This is a genomic window from Stenotrophomonas sp. PD6 (genome assembly GCF_049199305.1).
In the GTDB taxonomy this organism is placed as follows: Bacteria; Pseudomonadota; Gammaproteobacteria; order Xanthomonadales; family Xanthomonadaceae; genus Stenotrophomonas.
This window is the reverse complement of sequence record NZ_JBLZQD010000016.1, coordinates 92,531-106,633: the sequence shown is the minus strand read 5'-3', so window position 1 is coordinate 106,633 and position 14,103 is coordinate 92,531. Positions and strand designations below refer to the sequence as shown.

Annotated in this window: 12 protein-coding genes; 5 read left to right on the top strand and 7 right to left on the bottom strand. The window is 68.9% G+C overall.

Features of this window, described 5'->3' with window-relative positions; all coding sequences use genetic code 11:
* Positions 1 to 445: 445 nt before the first annotated feature.
* Positions 446 to 1,318 (bottom strand): protease HtpX, encoded by an 873-nt coding sequence (gene htpX / locus ACOZHM_RS17815; protein ID WP_421570654.1) that lies wholly within the window; start codon positions 1,316 to 1,318, stop codon positions 446 to 448.
* Between the two features lie 92 nt (positions 1,319 to 1,410).
* On the opposite strand from htpX, the gene gluQRS reads away from it, so the two are divergent.
* From gluQRS to phaR, 3 genes are all read left to right on the top strand, one after another.
* The gene (gene gluQRS / locus ACOZHM_RS17810) at positions 1,411 to 2,295 is read left to right on the top strand and encodes a tRNA glutamyl-Q(34) synthetase GluQRS (RefSeq protein ID WP_421570653.1); all 885 of its coding nucleotides are present in this window, start codon (positions 1,411 to 1,413) and stop codon (positions 2,293 to 2,295) included.
* A gap of 74 nt (positions 2,296 to 2,369) precedes the next feature.
* Complete coding sequence (locus ACOZHM_RS17805; protein ID WP_421570652.1) at positions 2,370 to 3,110, top strand: beta-ketoacyl-ACP reductase; 741 nt, start codon at positions 2,370 to 2,372, stop codon at positions 3,108 to 3,110.
* A gap of 340 nt (positions 3,111 to 3,450) precedes the next feature.
* Complete coding sequence (gene phaR, locus ACOZHM_RS17800; protein WP_421570651.1) at positions 3,451 to 3,981, top strand: polyhydroxyalkanoate synthesis repressor PhaR; 531 nt, start codon at positions 3,451 to 3,453, stop codon at positions 3,979 to 3,981.
* An 87-nt stretch (positions 3,982 to 4,068) separates the two neighbouring features.
* On the opposite strand, the gene ACOZHM_RS17795 is transcribed toward phaR, so the two are convergent.
* The 6 genes from ACOZHM_RS17795 to ACOZHM_RS17770 form a co-directional block, all read right to left on the bottom strand.
* Positions 4,069 to 5,019, bottom strand: a complete 951-nt coding sequence (locus ACOZHM_RS17795; RefSeq protein WP_421570650.1) for a TraB/GumN family protein — start codon at positions 5,017 to 5,019, stop codon at positions 4,069 to 4,071.
* Positions 5,020 to 5,021: 2 nt separating this feature from the next.
* Positions 5,022 to 5,957, bottom strand: a complete 936-nt coding sequence (locus ACOZHM_RS17790) for a DUF1684 domain-containing protein (protein ID WP_421570649.1) — start codon at positions 5,955 to 5,957, stop codon at positions 5,022 to 5,024.
* An 11-nt stretch (positions 5,958 to 5,968) separates the two neighbouring features.
* Positions 5,969 to 7,831: a DNA mismatch repair endonuclease MutL gene (gene mutL, locus ACOZHM_RS17785; protein WP_421570648.1), complete on the bottom strand. Its 1,863-nt coding sequence runs from the start codon at positions 7,829 to 7,831 to the stop codon at positions 5,969 to 5,971.
* Between the two features lie 569 nt (positions 7,832 to 8,400).
* The gene (locus ACOZHM_RS17780) at positions 8,401 to 10,011 is read right to left on the bottom strand and encodes an N-acetylmuramoyl-L-alanine amidase (protein ID WP_421570647.1); all 1,611 of its coding nucleotides are present in this window, start codon (positions 10,009 to 10,011) and stop codon (positions 8,401 to 8,403) included.
* 82 nt (positions 10,012 to 10,093) lie between these two features.
* The gene (tsaE, locus tag ACOZHM_RS17775; RefSeq protein ID WP_421570646.1) at positions 10,094 to 10,576 is read right to left on the bottom strand and encodes a tRNA (adenosine(37)-N6)-threonylcarbamoyltransferase complex ATPase subunit type 1 TsaE; all 483 of its coding nucleotides are present in this window, start codon (positions 10,574 to 10,576) and stop codon (positions 10,094 to 10,096) included.
* 5 nt (positions 10,577 to 10,581) lie between these two features.
* Complete coding sequence (locus ACOZHM_RS17770; protein WP_421570645.1) at positions 10,582 to 12,060, bottom strand: NAD(P)H-hydrate dehydratase; 1,479 nt, start codon at positions 12,058 to 12,060, stop codon at positions 10,582 to 10,584.
* A 22-nt stretch (positions 12,061 to 12,082) separates the two neighbouring features.
* Here ACOZHM_RS17770 and queG point away from each other — a divergent pair, with 22 nt between their 5' ends.
* Together queG and xseA are read left to right on the top strand one after the other, a co-directional pair.
* Complete coding sequence (queG, locus tag ACOZHM_RS17765; protein WP_421570644.1) at positions 12,083 to 13,171, top strand: tRNA epoxyqueuosine(34) reductase QueG; 1,089 nt, start codon at positions 12,083 to 12,085, stop codon at positions 13,169 to 13,171.
* A gap of 67 nt (positions 13,172 to 13,238) precedes the next feature.
* Positions 13,239 to 14,103 (top strand): exodeoxyribonuclease VII large subunit (xseA, locus tag ACOZHM_RS17760; protein ID WP_421570643.1); only part of this gene is annotated, 865 nt, incomplete at its 3' end.

Genomic DNA, 14,103 nt, shown 5'->3' with positions numbered 1-14,103 from the left:
CACGCTGCAAGTACGTCCATGTAAGCTCGTTCACGCCATCCATGGCGCTCTACGGTCCCGTACCCCCGCACCCGCCGGCCCTCTGACAGTTGCGCGGCGGCCAAGGGACATCAACATCAGATTCGATCATGCTCACGCGTTATCGGGCGCGGGTCGTTTCACGGCAGTCGTTTGGCAACCGACGCTACCGGTGTGCAGGCGTCTGCTCTTGATCTCCTTCGGCCACCGCGCAACTGTCAGAGGGTCGGTGGGGGTAGGCTTGCGGGGGCATGAGCCGCATGGATGCGGCGACTGAGCTTACATGGACGTACTTGCAGCGTCCCCCGTGGGCCTGCCGCCGCCGGCCCTGCGCGCGAACGTCCACAGACCAAGGCTCTTGCCGTGGCCCAAAACAAAAACGCCCGGCCAGAGGCCGGGCGTTTTGATCAAACCAACACAACCCGCATCACGCCACGGTGTTGTTCGCGGCCTTCAGCGCGGCGATGCGCTCTTCCAGCGGCGGGTGGCTCAGGAACAGCTTCTTGGCCGTGGAGCCGGCAATGCCGAACGCCGCGATCTGGGTGGGCAGCGTGCTCTGGCCGTGGTTGAGCTTCAGGCGCTCCAGCGCCGAAATCATCTTCTGGCGGCCGGCCAGGTGCGCGCCGCCGGCGTCGGCGCGGAACTCGCGGCGACGCGAGAACCACATCGCGATCATGGTGGCGAACAGGCCGAACACCATTTCCAGCAGGAACACGATGATGAAATAGGCGAAACCACGCCCGCCGCCTTCTCGGTTGCCCGACAACGCACTGTCGATGATGCCGCCGACAACGCGGGCCAGCACGATCACGAACGTGTTCAGCACGCCCTGCAACAACGCCATCGTGATCATGTCGCCGTTGGCCACGTGTGCGATCTCGTGGCCCAGCACCGCTTCGGCCTCGTCTTCGCTCATGTTCTGCAGCAGGCCCGTGGACACGGCCACCAGCGCATTGTTGCGGTTGGCACCGGTCGCGAATGCGTTGATTTCCGGGCCGTCATAGACCGCCACCTCCGGCATGCCGATGCCGGCTTCGCGCGCCTGGCGCTCCACCGTGGCCAGCAGCCAGCGTTCGGTCTGGTTGCGCGGCTCGGTGATCACCACCGCGCCCGTGGAGCGCTTGGCCATCCACTTGGACAGCAGCAGCGAAATCATCGAGCCGCCGAAGCCGAAGATCGCCGCCATCACCAGCAGACCGCTCATCTGCGTGGGGTTGACCCCCAACACGCGCATTACCACGCTGGCCAGGATCAGCACGGCGAAGTTGGTCGCGAGGAAAAGAGCAATACGACTGAACATGGGAAAAGGACGCTTCTGGAGGGGTGTTGGTGCAAATCTGCGGTGACTTCATGTTGAATTCAAGTCGCAACCTGACCGACGATTCATAGTTCATGTCCATGACTGCCTACCGCGGGCGCTTCGCCCCCTCGCCCACCGGCCCCCTTCACGCCGGCTCCCTGCTGGCCGCGCTGGGCAGCTGGCTGCTCGCCCGTCACACGGTGGGACAGTGGCTCGTGCGTGTCGAAGACGTCGACCCGCCCCGCACCGTGCCCGGCGCCATCGACCAGCAACTGACCGCCCTGGCCGCTTTCGGGCTGGTCAGCGATGAACCGATCGTTCATCAGAGCCAGCGCGATGCGCTCTACCAGCATGCCCTCGACCGCCTGCTGGCCGAGGACAAGGCCTTTGCCTGCCACTGCAGCCGTACCGACCTGGCCGACCAGCACGGTATTCATCATTACTGCGTGGCACGTACCGAACGCGAACGACCGGCCATCCGCCTGCGCGTACCGCCCGGCAGCGTGGTCACCTTCCAGGATGGCCTGCGCGGTGAGATCCACCAGGACGTGCATGCCGAGGTGGGCGACTTCGTCCTGCGCCGGGCCGACGGCTACTGGGCATACCAGCTTGCCGTGGTGGTCGACGACGGCGACCAGGCCATCACCGACGTGGTGCGCGGCGCCGACCTGCTCGATTCCACCCCGCGCCAGATCCTGCTGCAGCAGGCGCTCGGCCTGCCCACCCCGCGCTACCTGCACCTGCCGCTGCTGCTGGAGCCGGACGGGATCAAATTGTCCAAATCCGCCGCCGCGCGACCGGTGGATGCCGGCCATCCCCTGCCCGCGCTGCAGCGGGCCTGGGCCCAGCTTGGACAGGATCCGTCGCATCTGGCCGGTTGCGCCAGCGTGGCCCAGCTCCTGGAGGCGGCCGTTGCGGGCTTCGACCCGGCGCGGTTGCCACCGGGCGACATCCGGCTTGACGCGGACGCCCCTTGAGCCACCCATTTTTCGCCACGATGTTGCAGAATCGCTGTCCCCCTTGTTGGTCCTGCCTTTCGGAGTAGCTGCTCATGACATCTCGCGTCGCACTGGTCACCGGCGGTACCGGCGGTATCGGATCCGCCATCTGCCAACGCCTGGCCGACCAGGGCCATCGGGTTGCCACCAACTACCGTGACGAAGCCAAGGCCCTGGCCTGGCGCGAAAAGATGCTGGCGCGCGGCTGCGACGTGGCGATGTTCCCCGGCGACGTCGCCGACCCGGATACCGCCGAGCAGATGGTGCGCGCCGTGGAGGCCGCGCTCGGGCCGGTGGAGATCCTGGTCAACAACGCCGGCATCACCCGCGACACCACCTTCCACCGCATGCGCGCCGACCAGTGGCACGACGTGATCAACACCAACCTCAACTCGGTGTTCAACGTCACCCGCCCGGTCATCGAAGGCATGCGCCGCCGCGGCTGGGGCCGGGTCATCCAGATCAGCTCCATCAACGGCCTGAAGGGCCAGTACGGCCAGGCCAACTACGCCGCCGCCAAGGCCGGCATGCACGGCTTCACCATCTCGCTGGCGCGCGAGAATGCGGGCTTCGGCATCACCGTCAACACCATCTCGCCCGGCTACGTGGCCACCGACATGGTCATGGCCGTGCCGGACGAAGTGCGCGCCAAGATCATCGCCGACATCCCCACCGGCCGCCTCGGCAGGCCGGAAGAAATCGCCTACGCCGTCGCCTTCCTCGTCGCCGAAGAAGCCGCCTGGATCACCGGCTCCAACCTCGACATCAACGGCGGCCACCACATGGGCTGGTAACGGTTACACCGTTACCCACCACCAGCGTTTCCCAAGGCCGGCCAACGGCCGGCGCTACCGGCAAATGAATCGGCCACCCTCCCAACTGGAGGAGAGCCCCCTTTTGTAAAGGGGGCGCGCCAACGGCGCGGGGATCAGGAGGCATGCCGCCAGGGGCCCACGTTTTGCGCAGCAAAACGTGGGCAGCGAAGCGTGGCGTAGCGCAGCAGGCGTTGCGATGACCAGAAAATGCTGCACAAATGCTGCGCAGCATGAAGAATGGGACTGAATGACCTAAGACGGTTGCAACGCCTGCTGCGCTGCGCCATGCTTCGCGTCTACGCTGACGAGTGATTGCTTCATGGCTGCGAACCGCATCATCAAGAAGTATCCGAACCGCCGTCTCTACGACACCGAAATCTCCAGTTACATCACGATAGAGGATGTGCGCCAGCTGATCCTGGACGGCGAGGACTTCGAAGTCCGCGACGCCAAGAGCGGCGACGACCTGACCCGTTCGGTGCTGCTGCAGATCATTGCCGACCAGGAACAGGACGGCGAGCCGATGCTCTCCACCCAGCTGCTCAGCCAGCTGATCCGCTTCTACGGCGACTCCCTGCAGGGCTTCATGGGCAACTACCTGGAGCGCAGCATGCAGGTCTTCCTGGACCAGCAGCAGCAGTTCCGCCAGCAGATGGGCAATCTGCTCGGCCAGACCCCGTGGGCCATGATGAACCAGCTAACCGAGCGCAACATGGAGCTGTGGCAGGACTTCCAGCGCAACATGGGCAGCGGTTTCGGCCCGCGTCCGCCGGGCACCTCGACCGGCACGGGTAGCGGCACCGGAACGGGCAAGCCCGAGGCGTCCCCGGCCGGCAAGACCCGCCGCTGATGTCCGCAGCCCGGCACCGCCGGGCAGAATGAAAAAAGGCGCAGCCTCCCGGCCGCGCCTTTTTCATGTCCGGTTCCAGGCGATGGCTCAGCGCCTGGGCTTGGCTTTGGCGCACCCCGTGCAGACCCGCTCCACTTCGTAGCCCTTGGCGCGCAGCTTCTCCACCACGCCGTCCTCGCCCAGCAGGTGCAGCGTTCCCACCACCACCAGCGTGCCGCCCTGCCCGGCCTTCAGCTGCTGCTGCAGCTTGGGTACCCAGGCGTCGTTGCGGTCGGAATTGATGCGCTTGTACAACTGCGGGTACTGGCCGCGCATCTCTACCGCCATCGAGGTCCACAGCAGCTTGTCGTCACCGCGGCGCCAGGCGTCGTGCAGCTTGCGGCCCATGGCATCGGCCTGGTCGGCCTGGTCCAGCGCCTCGGCCACCATCTGCTGCTGTTCCTGGGCCGACATGCCCGACAGCACCGCCACCTGGGTGTCGATGTCTTCCAGCCCGCTGGTGGGCTTGCCGGCATCCGCCGCGCGCGTCATGAAGTGGCGGTCCAGGCCAAGCTCGGGATCCAGGCCCATCTTGGTGAACTGCCCCAGCGTGATGGTCAGGCCCACGAACCACGGTTTCATGCCCTGCAGCTGCGCCAGCGGCAGGTTGTTGGCCCGCGCGTACGCCTGCAATTTGGTCCAGGTCGGCGCGTCCAGGTCGCGCTTGAGTTCGCTGCCGTCGGTGCGCATCGCCGCCTGCAGCATTTTGCGGGTCAGCTCCGGCGACTGCATGTCCTGCGGCGACAGTTCGAACACCACCCGCTTGGACGCGGCAAACGCCTGGTCCACATCCGCGGCCACGGGGTAATCGTCGGCGCGCAGCATGTGGAAGGAACCCAGCAGGTACAGGCGGCTGTCGCCCGGCCCGGTCACCTTCCACAACAGCGGCACCGGCGAACCGGACGCCGCGGCCGGCGCGGCGGCCACCGCAGCGGCGCTGCCCAGCAGCAGGCCCCCGGCAAGCAGCAACGGCGCTGCCAGTCGCTTCAACATCGACATGCTCAACTCTCTCTCTCAGGGGCGTGGTAGGCCTGCTCACCCGCCTCAACGCGCAGGTCCAGGCGGTTTTCAGGCGGGGTCAGCGGGCACGTGGCGAACGGGGTGAACGCACACGGCGGGTTGTAGGCGTGGTTGAAATCGATCACCACCGTGCCACTGCCATCGGGCGCGGGCAGGTCCAGGTAGCGCCCGGCCGGGTAGCTGCCGTGGCCGCTGGTGCGGTCGGCGAAGATCACGAACAGCTCGCGGCCCGGCTCGCCCAGCGCTTCCAGCCGCCAGGTCTTGCCCTCGTGCTCGAACTCCAGCGCGCCCGAATTGGGCATCTCGGTGGTCAGCCCGGTGATGTCCACGATGGGCAGGGTCTTGCCGGCCGGGTGCGGGATGAAACGCGCGGTCACCTTCCAGTCCGGGCCACCCGGCCAATAGGTGAGACCGGTGAAGTCGCTGCGCGAATAGGCATCGGCGTGCTTCACCCGCAGCGCGTAGCGCGCGCCACGATGGATGAGGCTGAGCTGGCCCTTGCCGTCATCGAAGGCGATCAAGGTCGGCGACGGGTCGCGGTCGCTGTTGAAGCGGATGCGCCCGGTGAATGGCTTGCCGTCCACGCTCAAGGCCACGCCGCGCTCCGGGGTGAACGTGACGGTATCGCCGTTCTGCGCCACCATGCCCAGCTTGGCCGGCCCCACGGCCAGGCGGATGCCGCTGCCCGGGCCGCTGCCGATGTAATGCGCCTTGTGCTCCAGCCAATGCAGGCCCACCAGGCTGGTCCAGCCGTCGGGCGCATGCAGCTCGGTGTAGCGCTGCTGGCGCCATTGCTGCTGCCCGGCGGCAAACGCCGGATCCACCGCCACCGGTGCCGGCGCGGCTTCCTTGTCGCCGCAGCCTGCCAGTCCCAGCGCCAGCAGTGCTGCGCCAAGTCCCCATCCCCATATACGCATCGTGCTCCCCTTCAACGTCCGCGCAGGAACCAGCGGTCGATTTCCGCCAGTGAAAAACGGGCCCAGGTCGGCCGGCCGTGGTTGCACTGGCCGGACCGCTCGGTCATTTCCATGTCGCGCAGCAGTGCGTTCATTTCCGGCAGCGTCAGCCGCCGGTTGGCCCGCACCGCGCCATGGCAGGCCATGGTCGACAGCAGTTCATCGCGCGCACTGGCGATGCGCCGGCTCTGGCCATGCTCGCGCAGGTCGGTCAGCACATCGCGCAGCAGGCCTTCCGGTTCGGCATTGGCCAGCAGCGCCGGAATGCTGCGCACATGCAGCGAGCCGGGACCGGAGCGGGTGATCTCGAACCCGAGCGCGGTCAGTGTGTCGGCCTCGCGCTCGGCGGTGTCGGCGTCGCGCTCGCCCACCGCCAGCGTGATTGGCACCAGCAGCGGCTGCGCGTGCAGGCCGGTGGCGTCGTGCGCGGTCTTCAACCGTTCGTAGCCGATCCGTTCGTGGGCGGCGTGCATATCCACCACGATCAGCCCTTCGGCATTTTCCGCGAGCACGTAGATGCCATGCAGCTGTGCCACCGCATAACCCAGCGGCGGCACGCCACTGTTCGCCGACGTGACCGGCAGCCCGTATTCGCTGGGCATCGGGGGCAGCGCCGTGTCGTCGCTGCCGGGCGGGCGCGCATACAGCGCGGCGTACGCCGACGGCGCGTCGGCCACCCGCAGGCCGAGCGGCGACTGCTGCGGGCGCCAGCCCGCGTTGCCCATGCCGCCGCCACCGCCGCCACCGGCCAGCGCATAGCCGGTGCCTGCGGCGGGGCCGGCATACACGGGCGCGGCGGCATCGGCCACCGCTTCGCTGCCGGCGCCGGTCGCGGTCATGCCCGCGCGGGTCTCGGCCAGCGCTTCCTTCAGCGTGCGGTAGACGAAATCATGGATCAGGCGCGAATCGCGGAAGCGCACCTCGTGCTTGGCCGGGTGCACGTTGACGTCCACCCGGGTCGGGTCCAGCTCCAGGAACAGCACGTAGGCCGGCTGGCGGCCGTGGAACAGCACATCGCCATAGGCCATCTTCACCGCATGCGCGACGCTGCGGTCGCGTACCGAGCGGCCGTTGACGTACAGGTACTGCTGGTCGGTGCTGGCCCGCGAATAATGCGGCTGCGCGATCCACCCATGCAGGCGCAGGCCGGCGCCGCTGTGGTCCACGCGCATGGCCTGGGTGGCGAAATCCTCGCCCAGGGTCTCGCCCAGGCGTGCGTCGGAATACAGGTCGCCGGGCTTGTAGCGCCGCGACGGCTTGCCGTTGTGCGATACGCGCAACTCCACGTCCGGGCGGGCCAGCGCCAGCGAGCGCAGCCACTCTTCGATATGGCCCAGCTCGGTGCGTTCGGCGCGCAGGAATTTGCGCCGTGCGGGCACGTTGTAGAACAGCTCGCGCACTTCCACGGTGGTGCCCTGCGCATGCGCACGCGGCGTCACTTCGCCCAGCTTGCCGCCTTCGATCTGCAGCGCCGAACCGTGCGCGTCACCGGCGCGGCGCGAGGCCAGGGTGAAGCGGCTGACCGAGGCGATCGACGGCAGCGCTTCGCCCCGGAAGCCGAGCGTGGCCACCGCTTCCAGGTCGTCCAGGCTGGCGATCTTGCTGGTGGCATGGCGGGACACGGCCAGCGGCAGTTCTTCCGGCGCGATGCCGCCGCCGTCGTCACGAATGCGGATCAGCCGCACGCCACCTTCTTCCAGGTCGATATCCACGCGGGTGGCGCCGGCATCGAGCGCGTTTTCCACCAGTTCCTTGACCACCGACGCGGGGCGTTCGACGACCTCGCCCGCGGCGATCTGGTTGATGAGGATTTCGGGCAACTGGCGGATATTCATGGGTTGATGATAGCGAAGCGCGAACGGCAGCGTTTCTGTTTTTACGAGCTGGGGAGGCCGGCGGGCAGCCCCGCTCCGGGACACGCCGTGAACCCATCCCTGGGGGCTGCTAGAAAACATCCATGTTTTCTAGCGTCCCTCCGGGGGCTACCCGCCGGCCTCCCTCGACAGATGGTCGCTGGCGGCAAGAAAAAACGGACACGCGTAGCGTGTCCCTACGCGGGCCAGCTGGTGATTTCCCATGGCCACCCGTCATCCGTCGAAGGTGGGACGGGGCGGGTTTGCGGGGGTGTGAGCCGCATGGATGCGGCGACCAAGCCCCCATGGGTGAAGGCGCACTGCTTGCGAGGCACTGCCTCGCGTGCGACTGAACGCACAGGCGCCAGCGCCTGGGCCGGGGCCCGGAGGGCGGTTTACGGCGTCCCCCGCAAACCCGCACCGTCCCGCCAAACCAGGGAATCGTTGAACATCGGCTTTTCGCAGAAAACCCACAGCAGCCGGGCGAAGCTCGGCGACACGAATCGTGTCGAGTACCCGCAACGCAAATAAAAACCCGCCGAAGCGGGTTTTTATTTGCTGCCGCCTGCGACGGTGCCGGCGGCGTCTATTTCGGCTTGGGCGCGGGCCGCGTACAGCGTGCCCGGCGGCGGTTGGCGGCTGAAGAAGGTATGCACGCCATCCAGCACCGCACCGGCGATCTGGCGCTGGTACGCCGGGTCCATCAGGCGGCGCTCTTCGTCCGGATTGGAAATGAAGGCGGTTTCCACCAGCATGGCCGGCATGTCCGACGTGCGCAGCACGGCGAAGTTGGCGCGCTCGATATTCGGCTTGTGGTTCTTGCCGATCCGCTTCAGCCCGCCCAGCACGTGCCCGGCCGCGTCTTCAGAGGCCTTCATGTAACCGCTCTGGGCCAGATCCAGCAGCACGTTGGCCAGGGTGCCTTCGGTCTGCTGCAGGCGCACGCCACCCACCAGGTCGGCCGCGTTTTCCTTGTCGGCCAGCCAGCGTGCACGCTGCGAAGAAGCGCCCTTGGTCGACAGCACGTAGACCGACGAGCCGGTGGCGGCGCGGTTCTCCGCCGCGTCGGCGTGGATCGAGATGAAGATGTCCGCCTTGGCCGAACGCGCCTTCTGTGCGCGCATAGGCAGCGGAATGAACACATCGGTGTCGCGGGTCAGGAAGGCCTTCAGGCCCGGCGTGGCATTGACCTGGCGGGCCAGCTCGCGCGCCACGGCCAGGGTGATGTCTTTTTCGCGCTTGCCGGTCGGGCCCACGGCGCCCGGATCCTGGCCGCCGTGGCCCGGATCGATCGCCACCACCAGCGGGCGCATGCCCGCCTGCATCTTGATGCGCGAGGCATCGCTGGGCATGACCGGACGCGGCGGCACCACCGTGGTGGCGACCGGCGCTGCCACCACCGTGGCGGTCGGCTGGCCGGACAGGATGGCGGCCGGCGAGGCGGAATTGCTGGCCGCATTGGCCGTGCCCGCCGCCGCGACATTGGCGGCAGTCGAGGTCGGTGCCGCTGCCGTGGTCACGGGCGTTGCGGCGCTCGCACTGGCCTGCTGCCGCACGGAAGCGGTCAGCAGCGCCGTGGCCCGCGCCGCGTCGTTGCGCGCCTGCGCCACTTCAGCCGGCGTCGGCGGCAGGGTCTGGGTGCTGGCCGGCGCCGCCGTTGCGGGCTGCTGCTGCGCCACTGCCGGCACGGGCGCGGTGTTGGACGAAGGGTTGGATGCGGTGTTGGGCGCCGCATTGCTCGCTGGCGCGCTGGCCACACTGGCCGGTGCATCGCCCGGCCACTCGATCACCAGCCGGGAATCGTCGCCCTGCTTGACCATCTGCGGCTTGAACGGCGCCACCGACTCGGCCAGGTCGAACACCACCCGGAACGTGCCGGGCACCGGCTGGCCAGTGCGCACGGCGGTGACCACGCCCTTGGGCGCGGGCAGCTTGAGGTTGCGCACCGCGCTGGAATCGGGGAAATCCACTACCAGCCGGTTCGGACCGGACAGGGTCAGCGTCTTGTAACCGCCGCTGCCGGCCAGGGCAATTTCGGCGCGGGTGCCGGTGGAACCGGTCTCCAGCGCCACCTGGCGGACTTCGCCCGCCCACGACATCGCGCTCGCCAGACAGAGTCCGACGGCGGCGCAGATGGCGGTGAGAGGTTTCCCCATTGGCATGGCTGAGGATTCAATCACCGCGCTGAATGAAATGCAACACCTTTTCCCTTAATAATCCGTAACCTGGGGGGGTTTCCTACTGTCAGCCGACAGAAAGGGCCTGCAAGTCGCCCCCTTGAGGGAGCCGCAACATCCATTCACGACCGGCGGCGCTGGCCGCCGACAGCCGTGCGCGGCGCCCCTGCCCCTCGATTTCCAGGGCGATGACCAGGTCGGTCGGCGGCAGTGCGCCCGCGCCCCGCTCGGGCCATTCCACCAGCCACAGCGAGGCGCTGCCTTCGTCCAGGCCGAGGAAATCCAGCTCTTCGGCCTGGCCGATCCGGTACAGGTCCAGGTGCCAGGCCTCGTGGCCGTCCGCCAGCGGGTAGCGCTCCACCAGAGTGTAGGTCGGGCTGCGGATGGACCCCTGCACCCCCAGCGCGCGCAGCAGCGCGCGCGCCAGCGTGGACTTGCCGGCGCCCAGGTCGCCCTGCAGCTGCACCACCGCGTGTGGCGGCCTGGTGGCGGCCAGCCACTGGCCAAGCAGGTCGGTGTCCTGGGGCTGGGCGAGGAAAAACTCGGTCATGGGGGTCACGTTTCCGGATTGACCAGCCGGCGCAGCGGCACCAGCAGGTCGGTGGGGAGCAGGCCACGCTGGCCTTCGCTGGCCGCGGCATCGCCGGCCAGGCTGTGCAGCAATGCGCCGCTGCTGGCGGCGTCGAAGGCGTCCAGCCCCTGCGCGCGCAGGGCGGCAATGATGCCGGTAAGCAGGTCGCCCATGCCACCCACGGCCATGCCCGGGTTGCCCGCCGCGATCACCCGCGGCCGCGCGTGCGGCGCAGCGACTATCGTGCCGGCGCCCTTCAGCACCACCACCGCGTTGTAGCGCGCGGCCAGTGCCGCTGCGGCGGCGAAGCGGTCGGCCTGCACGTGGGCGGTGTCGCTGCCGAGCAGGCGCGCGGCCTCGCCCGGGTGGGGGGTGAGAATGGCGTCGTGCAGCGGCTGCGGTGCCGCCGCCAACAGGTTCAGCGCGTCGGCATCGATCACCAGCGGTTTGCCGCTGGCCGTTACCTGCCGCCAGAGCTCGCGCGCCCACTCGTCCTGGCCCAGCCCGGGCCCGATCGCCACCACCTTGGCGCGCGGCAGCAGTGCACGCAGTTCCTGCGCTTCCTGCACGGCATGCGCCATGACTTCGGGTACGCGCGCCAGCAGGGGCGCGAGGTGCTGTGACTGGGTCGCCACACTGACCAGGCCGGCCCCGGCGCGCAAGGCCGATTCGGCGGCCAGCATCACCGCCCCGCCGCTGCCGGCGTTGCCGCCGACACACAGCACATGGCCGGATTCGCCCTTGTGGGTGTTGGCGCGCCGGGCCGGCAATTGCTGCGCCAACCGCGCCGGCGCCCACAGGCAGGCCGTTGCGGCCACGCCGTCTTCCGCGCCCTCGGGCAGGTTCAGCGGCGCCAGCCGGCGGCCGCCGACGTATTCCAGCGCATCGCCGGTGTACAGGCCCTGGTGGCGCACGATGAACTGCAGGGTGAGCGTGGCGCGTACTGCAACGCCCGGCACCGCACCGCTGCGCGCGTCCACACCGCTGGGCACGTCCAGCGCCAGCACCGGCAGCGCGCTGGCGTTGATCGCCTGGATCAGCCGCTCGGCCTCGCCGGCAGGGGCACGGTTGAGACCGATGCCGAACTGCGCATCCACCAGCAGATCCGCCTGTGGCAGCGCATCGCCGAACACCGTCACCTGCCCGCCTTCGGCGAGGAAGGCGGCGCGTGTGCGCTCGGCCAGCGGGCTCAGCGCCGTCTCGTCGGCCAGCCGCAGCAGCGTTACCTGGCGGCCGGCCTGGCGGGCCAGGCGCGCCAGCACGTAGCCGTCGCCGCCGTTGTTGCCGGCCCCGACCGCCACGCACACCCGCTGCGCCTGCGGCCAGCGCTCCAGCAGGCACTGCCAGGCAGCCGTGCCGGCCTGTTCCATCAGCGTGGCACCACCATCGCCCAGCAGGGCGCTGGCCTGCGCATCGAGGCGGCGCGCGGCGGCGACATCGAACAGTTCAGCGAGCTCGGGCATGGCAGGATTCTATACTTAGGGCATGTCCGCTGTTCCCCTGCCCGCCCCGATGCACCTGGCCCGCGCCGCCGAGCGGGTGCGCGCGCTTGCCCGCGAGCATGGCTTCCAGCGCTGCGGCGTATCGGGCATCGACCTGGCCGACGACGAGGCGCACCTGGCCGACTGGCTGGGCCAGGGCCTGTACGGCACGATGGACTGGATGGCCCGCCACGGCACGCTGCGCGCGCGCCCGGCCGAGCTGCTGCCCGGCACGGTGCGCGTGATCTCGGTGGGCATGGACTACGGCCACAAGGACGACACCCAGGCGTGGGACACGCTGCACGACGGCGACCGCGCCTACGTGGCGCGGTACGCACTGGGCCGCGATTACCACAAGCTGATGCGCAACCGCCTGCAGAAGTTCGCCGACGCGCTGGGGGCGGAAATCGGCGCATTCGGCTACCGCGTTTTCGTCGATTCAGCCCCCGTGCTGGAACGTGCGCTGGCGCGCAACGCGGGCCTGGGCTGGATCGGCAAGCACACCTGCCTGATCGACCGCCAGGGCGGTTCATGGTTCTTCCTGGGCGAGATCTACATCGACCTGCCGCTGCCGGTGGATGTGCCGGCCACCGCGCATTGCGGCACCTGCACGCGTTGCATCGATGTATGCCCCACCCAAGCCATCATCGGCCCGCAGCGGCTGGATGCGCGGCGCTGCATTTCCTACCTGACCATCGAACACGACGGCGCCATTCCCGAAGACATGCGACCGCTGATGGGCAACCGCATCTACGGCTGCGACGACTGCCAGCTGGTCTGCCCCTGGAACAAGTTCGCCCGGCGCACCGATGAACCCGACTTCCGTGCCCGCAACGACCTGGACACCGCCTCGCTGGCGCAGCTGTTCGCCTGGGAGGAAGACGAATTCCTGCGCCGTACCGAGGGCAGCCCGATCCGCCGCAGCGGCCACGAGCGCTGGCTGCGCAATATCGCCGTGGCGCTGGGCAACGCGCCCGGGCACGCCGACACGCTGGCCGCGCTGCACGCGCGCAGCGAGCATCCGTCGGCGCTGGTTCGCGAGCACGTGCAGTGGGCGCTGCAGCAGCATGCCGCGCGCGGCAACCCCAGCTGACCGCCTCGGCGACGCCGCCACCGCCAACATGCGACCATGGGCGCCCGTTCGTACCGTTTGACCGTTCATGGACCGTAGCGCGCAGATCCTCACGCCCAGCCAGCTCAACATCCTGGCCCGCGACCTGCTGGAAGACACGTTCCCGATGGTGTGGGTGGAGGCCGAACTGGGCAGCGTCACCCGCCCCGCGTCCGGGCATATGTACTTGACGCTGAAGGACGCGCGCGCGCAGATCCGCGCGGCGATGTTCAAGCCCAAGAGCCAGTGGCTGAAGTTCGTGCCGCGCGAAGGCATGCGCGTGCTCGCACGCGGCCGGCTGACGCTGTACGAAGCACGCGGCGAGTACCAGATGGTGCTCGACCACATGGAAGAGGCCGGCGAAGGCGCCCTGCGCCGCGCCTACGAACAACTCAAGGCGCGGCTGGAGGCCGAAGGCCTGTTCGCCGCCGAACGCAAGCGCGCCCTGCCCGTGCATGTGCGCCGCCTGGCGGTGATCACCTCGCCCACCGGCGCGGCGGTACGCGACGTACTCAGCGTGCTGGGGCGCCGTTTCCCGCTGCTGGAAGTGGACCTGTTGCCCAGCCTGGTACAGGGCGACAGCGCGGCGGCGCAGATCACCGCGCTGCTGCGCAGTGCCGACGCCAGCGGCCGCTATGACGTGATCCTGCTCACCCGCGGCGGCGGTTCAATGGAAGACCTGTGGGCCTTCAACGACGAACTGCTGGCCCGCGCGATCGCCGCGAGCACCACGCCGGTGGTGTCGGCGGTGGGCCACGAAACCGACTTCAGCCTGGCCGATTTCGCTGCCGACCTGCGCGCGCCCACCCCGTCGGTAGCGGCCGAGCTGCTGGTACCTGACCAGCGCGACCTGCAGCTGCGCCTGCGCCGGCTGGCCGCGCGGCTGGTGCAGCTGCAACGCCACGGCCTGGGCC

Excerpts from the sequence above, each read along its gene's own strand:
- phaR (WP_421570651.1), top strand. The coding sequence starts at position 3,451 with ATGGCTGCGAACCGCATCATCAAGAAGTATCCGAACCGCCGTCTCTAC.
- mutL (WP_421570648.1), bottom strand. The coding sequence starts at position 7,831 with ATGAATATCCGCCAGTTGCCCGAAATCCTCATCAACCAGATCGCCGCG.
- gluQRS (WP_421570653.1), top strand. The coding sequence starts at position 1,411 with ATGTCCATGACTGCCTACCGCGGGCGCTTCGCCCCCTCGCCCACCGGC.
- ACOZHM_RS17780 (WP_421570647.1), bottom strand. The coding sequence starts at position 10,011 with ATGCCAATGGGGAAACCTCTCACCGCCATCTGCGCCGCCGTCGGACTC.
- ACOZHM_RS17770 (WP_421570645.1), bottom strand. The coding sequence starts at position 12,060 with ATGCCCGAGCTCGCTGAACTGTTCGATGTCGCCGCCGCGCGCCGCCTC.
- ACOZHM_RS17790 (WP_421570649.1), bottom strand. The coding sequence starts at position 5,957 with ATGCGTATATGGGGATGGGGACTTGGCGCAGCACTGCTGGCGCTGGGA.
- htpX (WP_421570654.1), bottom strand. The coding sequence starts at position 1,318 with ATGTTCAGTCGTATTGCTCTTTTCCTCGCGACCAACTTCGCCGTGCTG.
- tsaE (WP_421570646.1), bottom strand. The coding sequence starts at position 10,576 with ATGACCGAGTTTTTCCTCGCCCAGCCCCAGGACACCGACCTGCTTGGC.
- ACOZHM_RS17805 (WP_421570652.1), top strand. The coding sequence starts at position 2,370 with ATGACATCTCGCGTCGCACTGGTCACCGGCGGTACCGGCGGTATCGGA.
- queG (WP_421570644.1), top strand. The coding sequence starts at position 12,083 with ATGTCCGCTGTTCCCCTGCCCGCCCCGATGCACCTGGCCCGCGCCGCC.
- ACOZHM_RS17795 (WP_421570650.1), bottom strand. The coding sequence starts at position 5,019 with ATGTCGATGTTGAAGCGACTGGCAGCGCCGTTGCTGCTTGCCGGGGGC.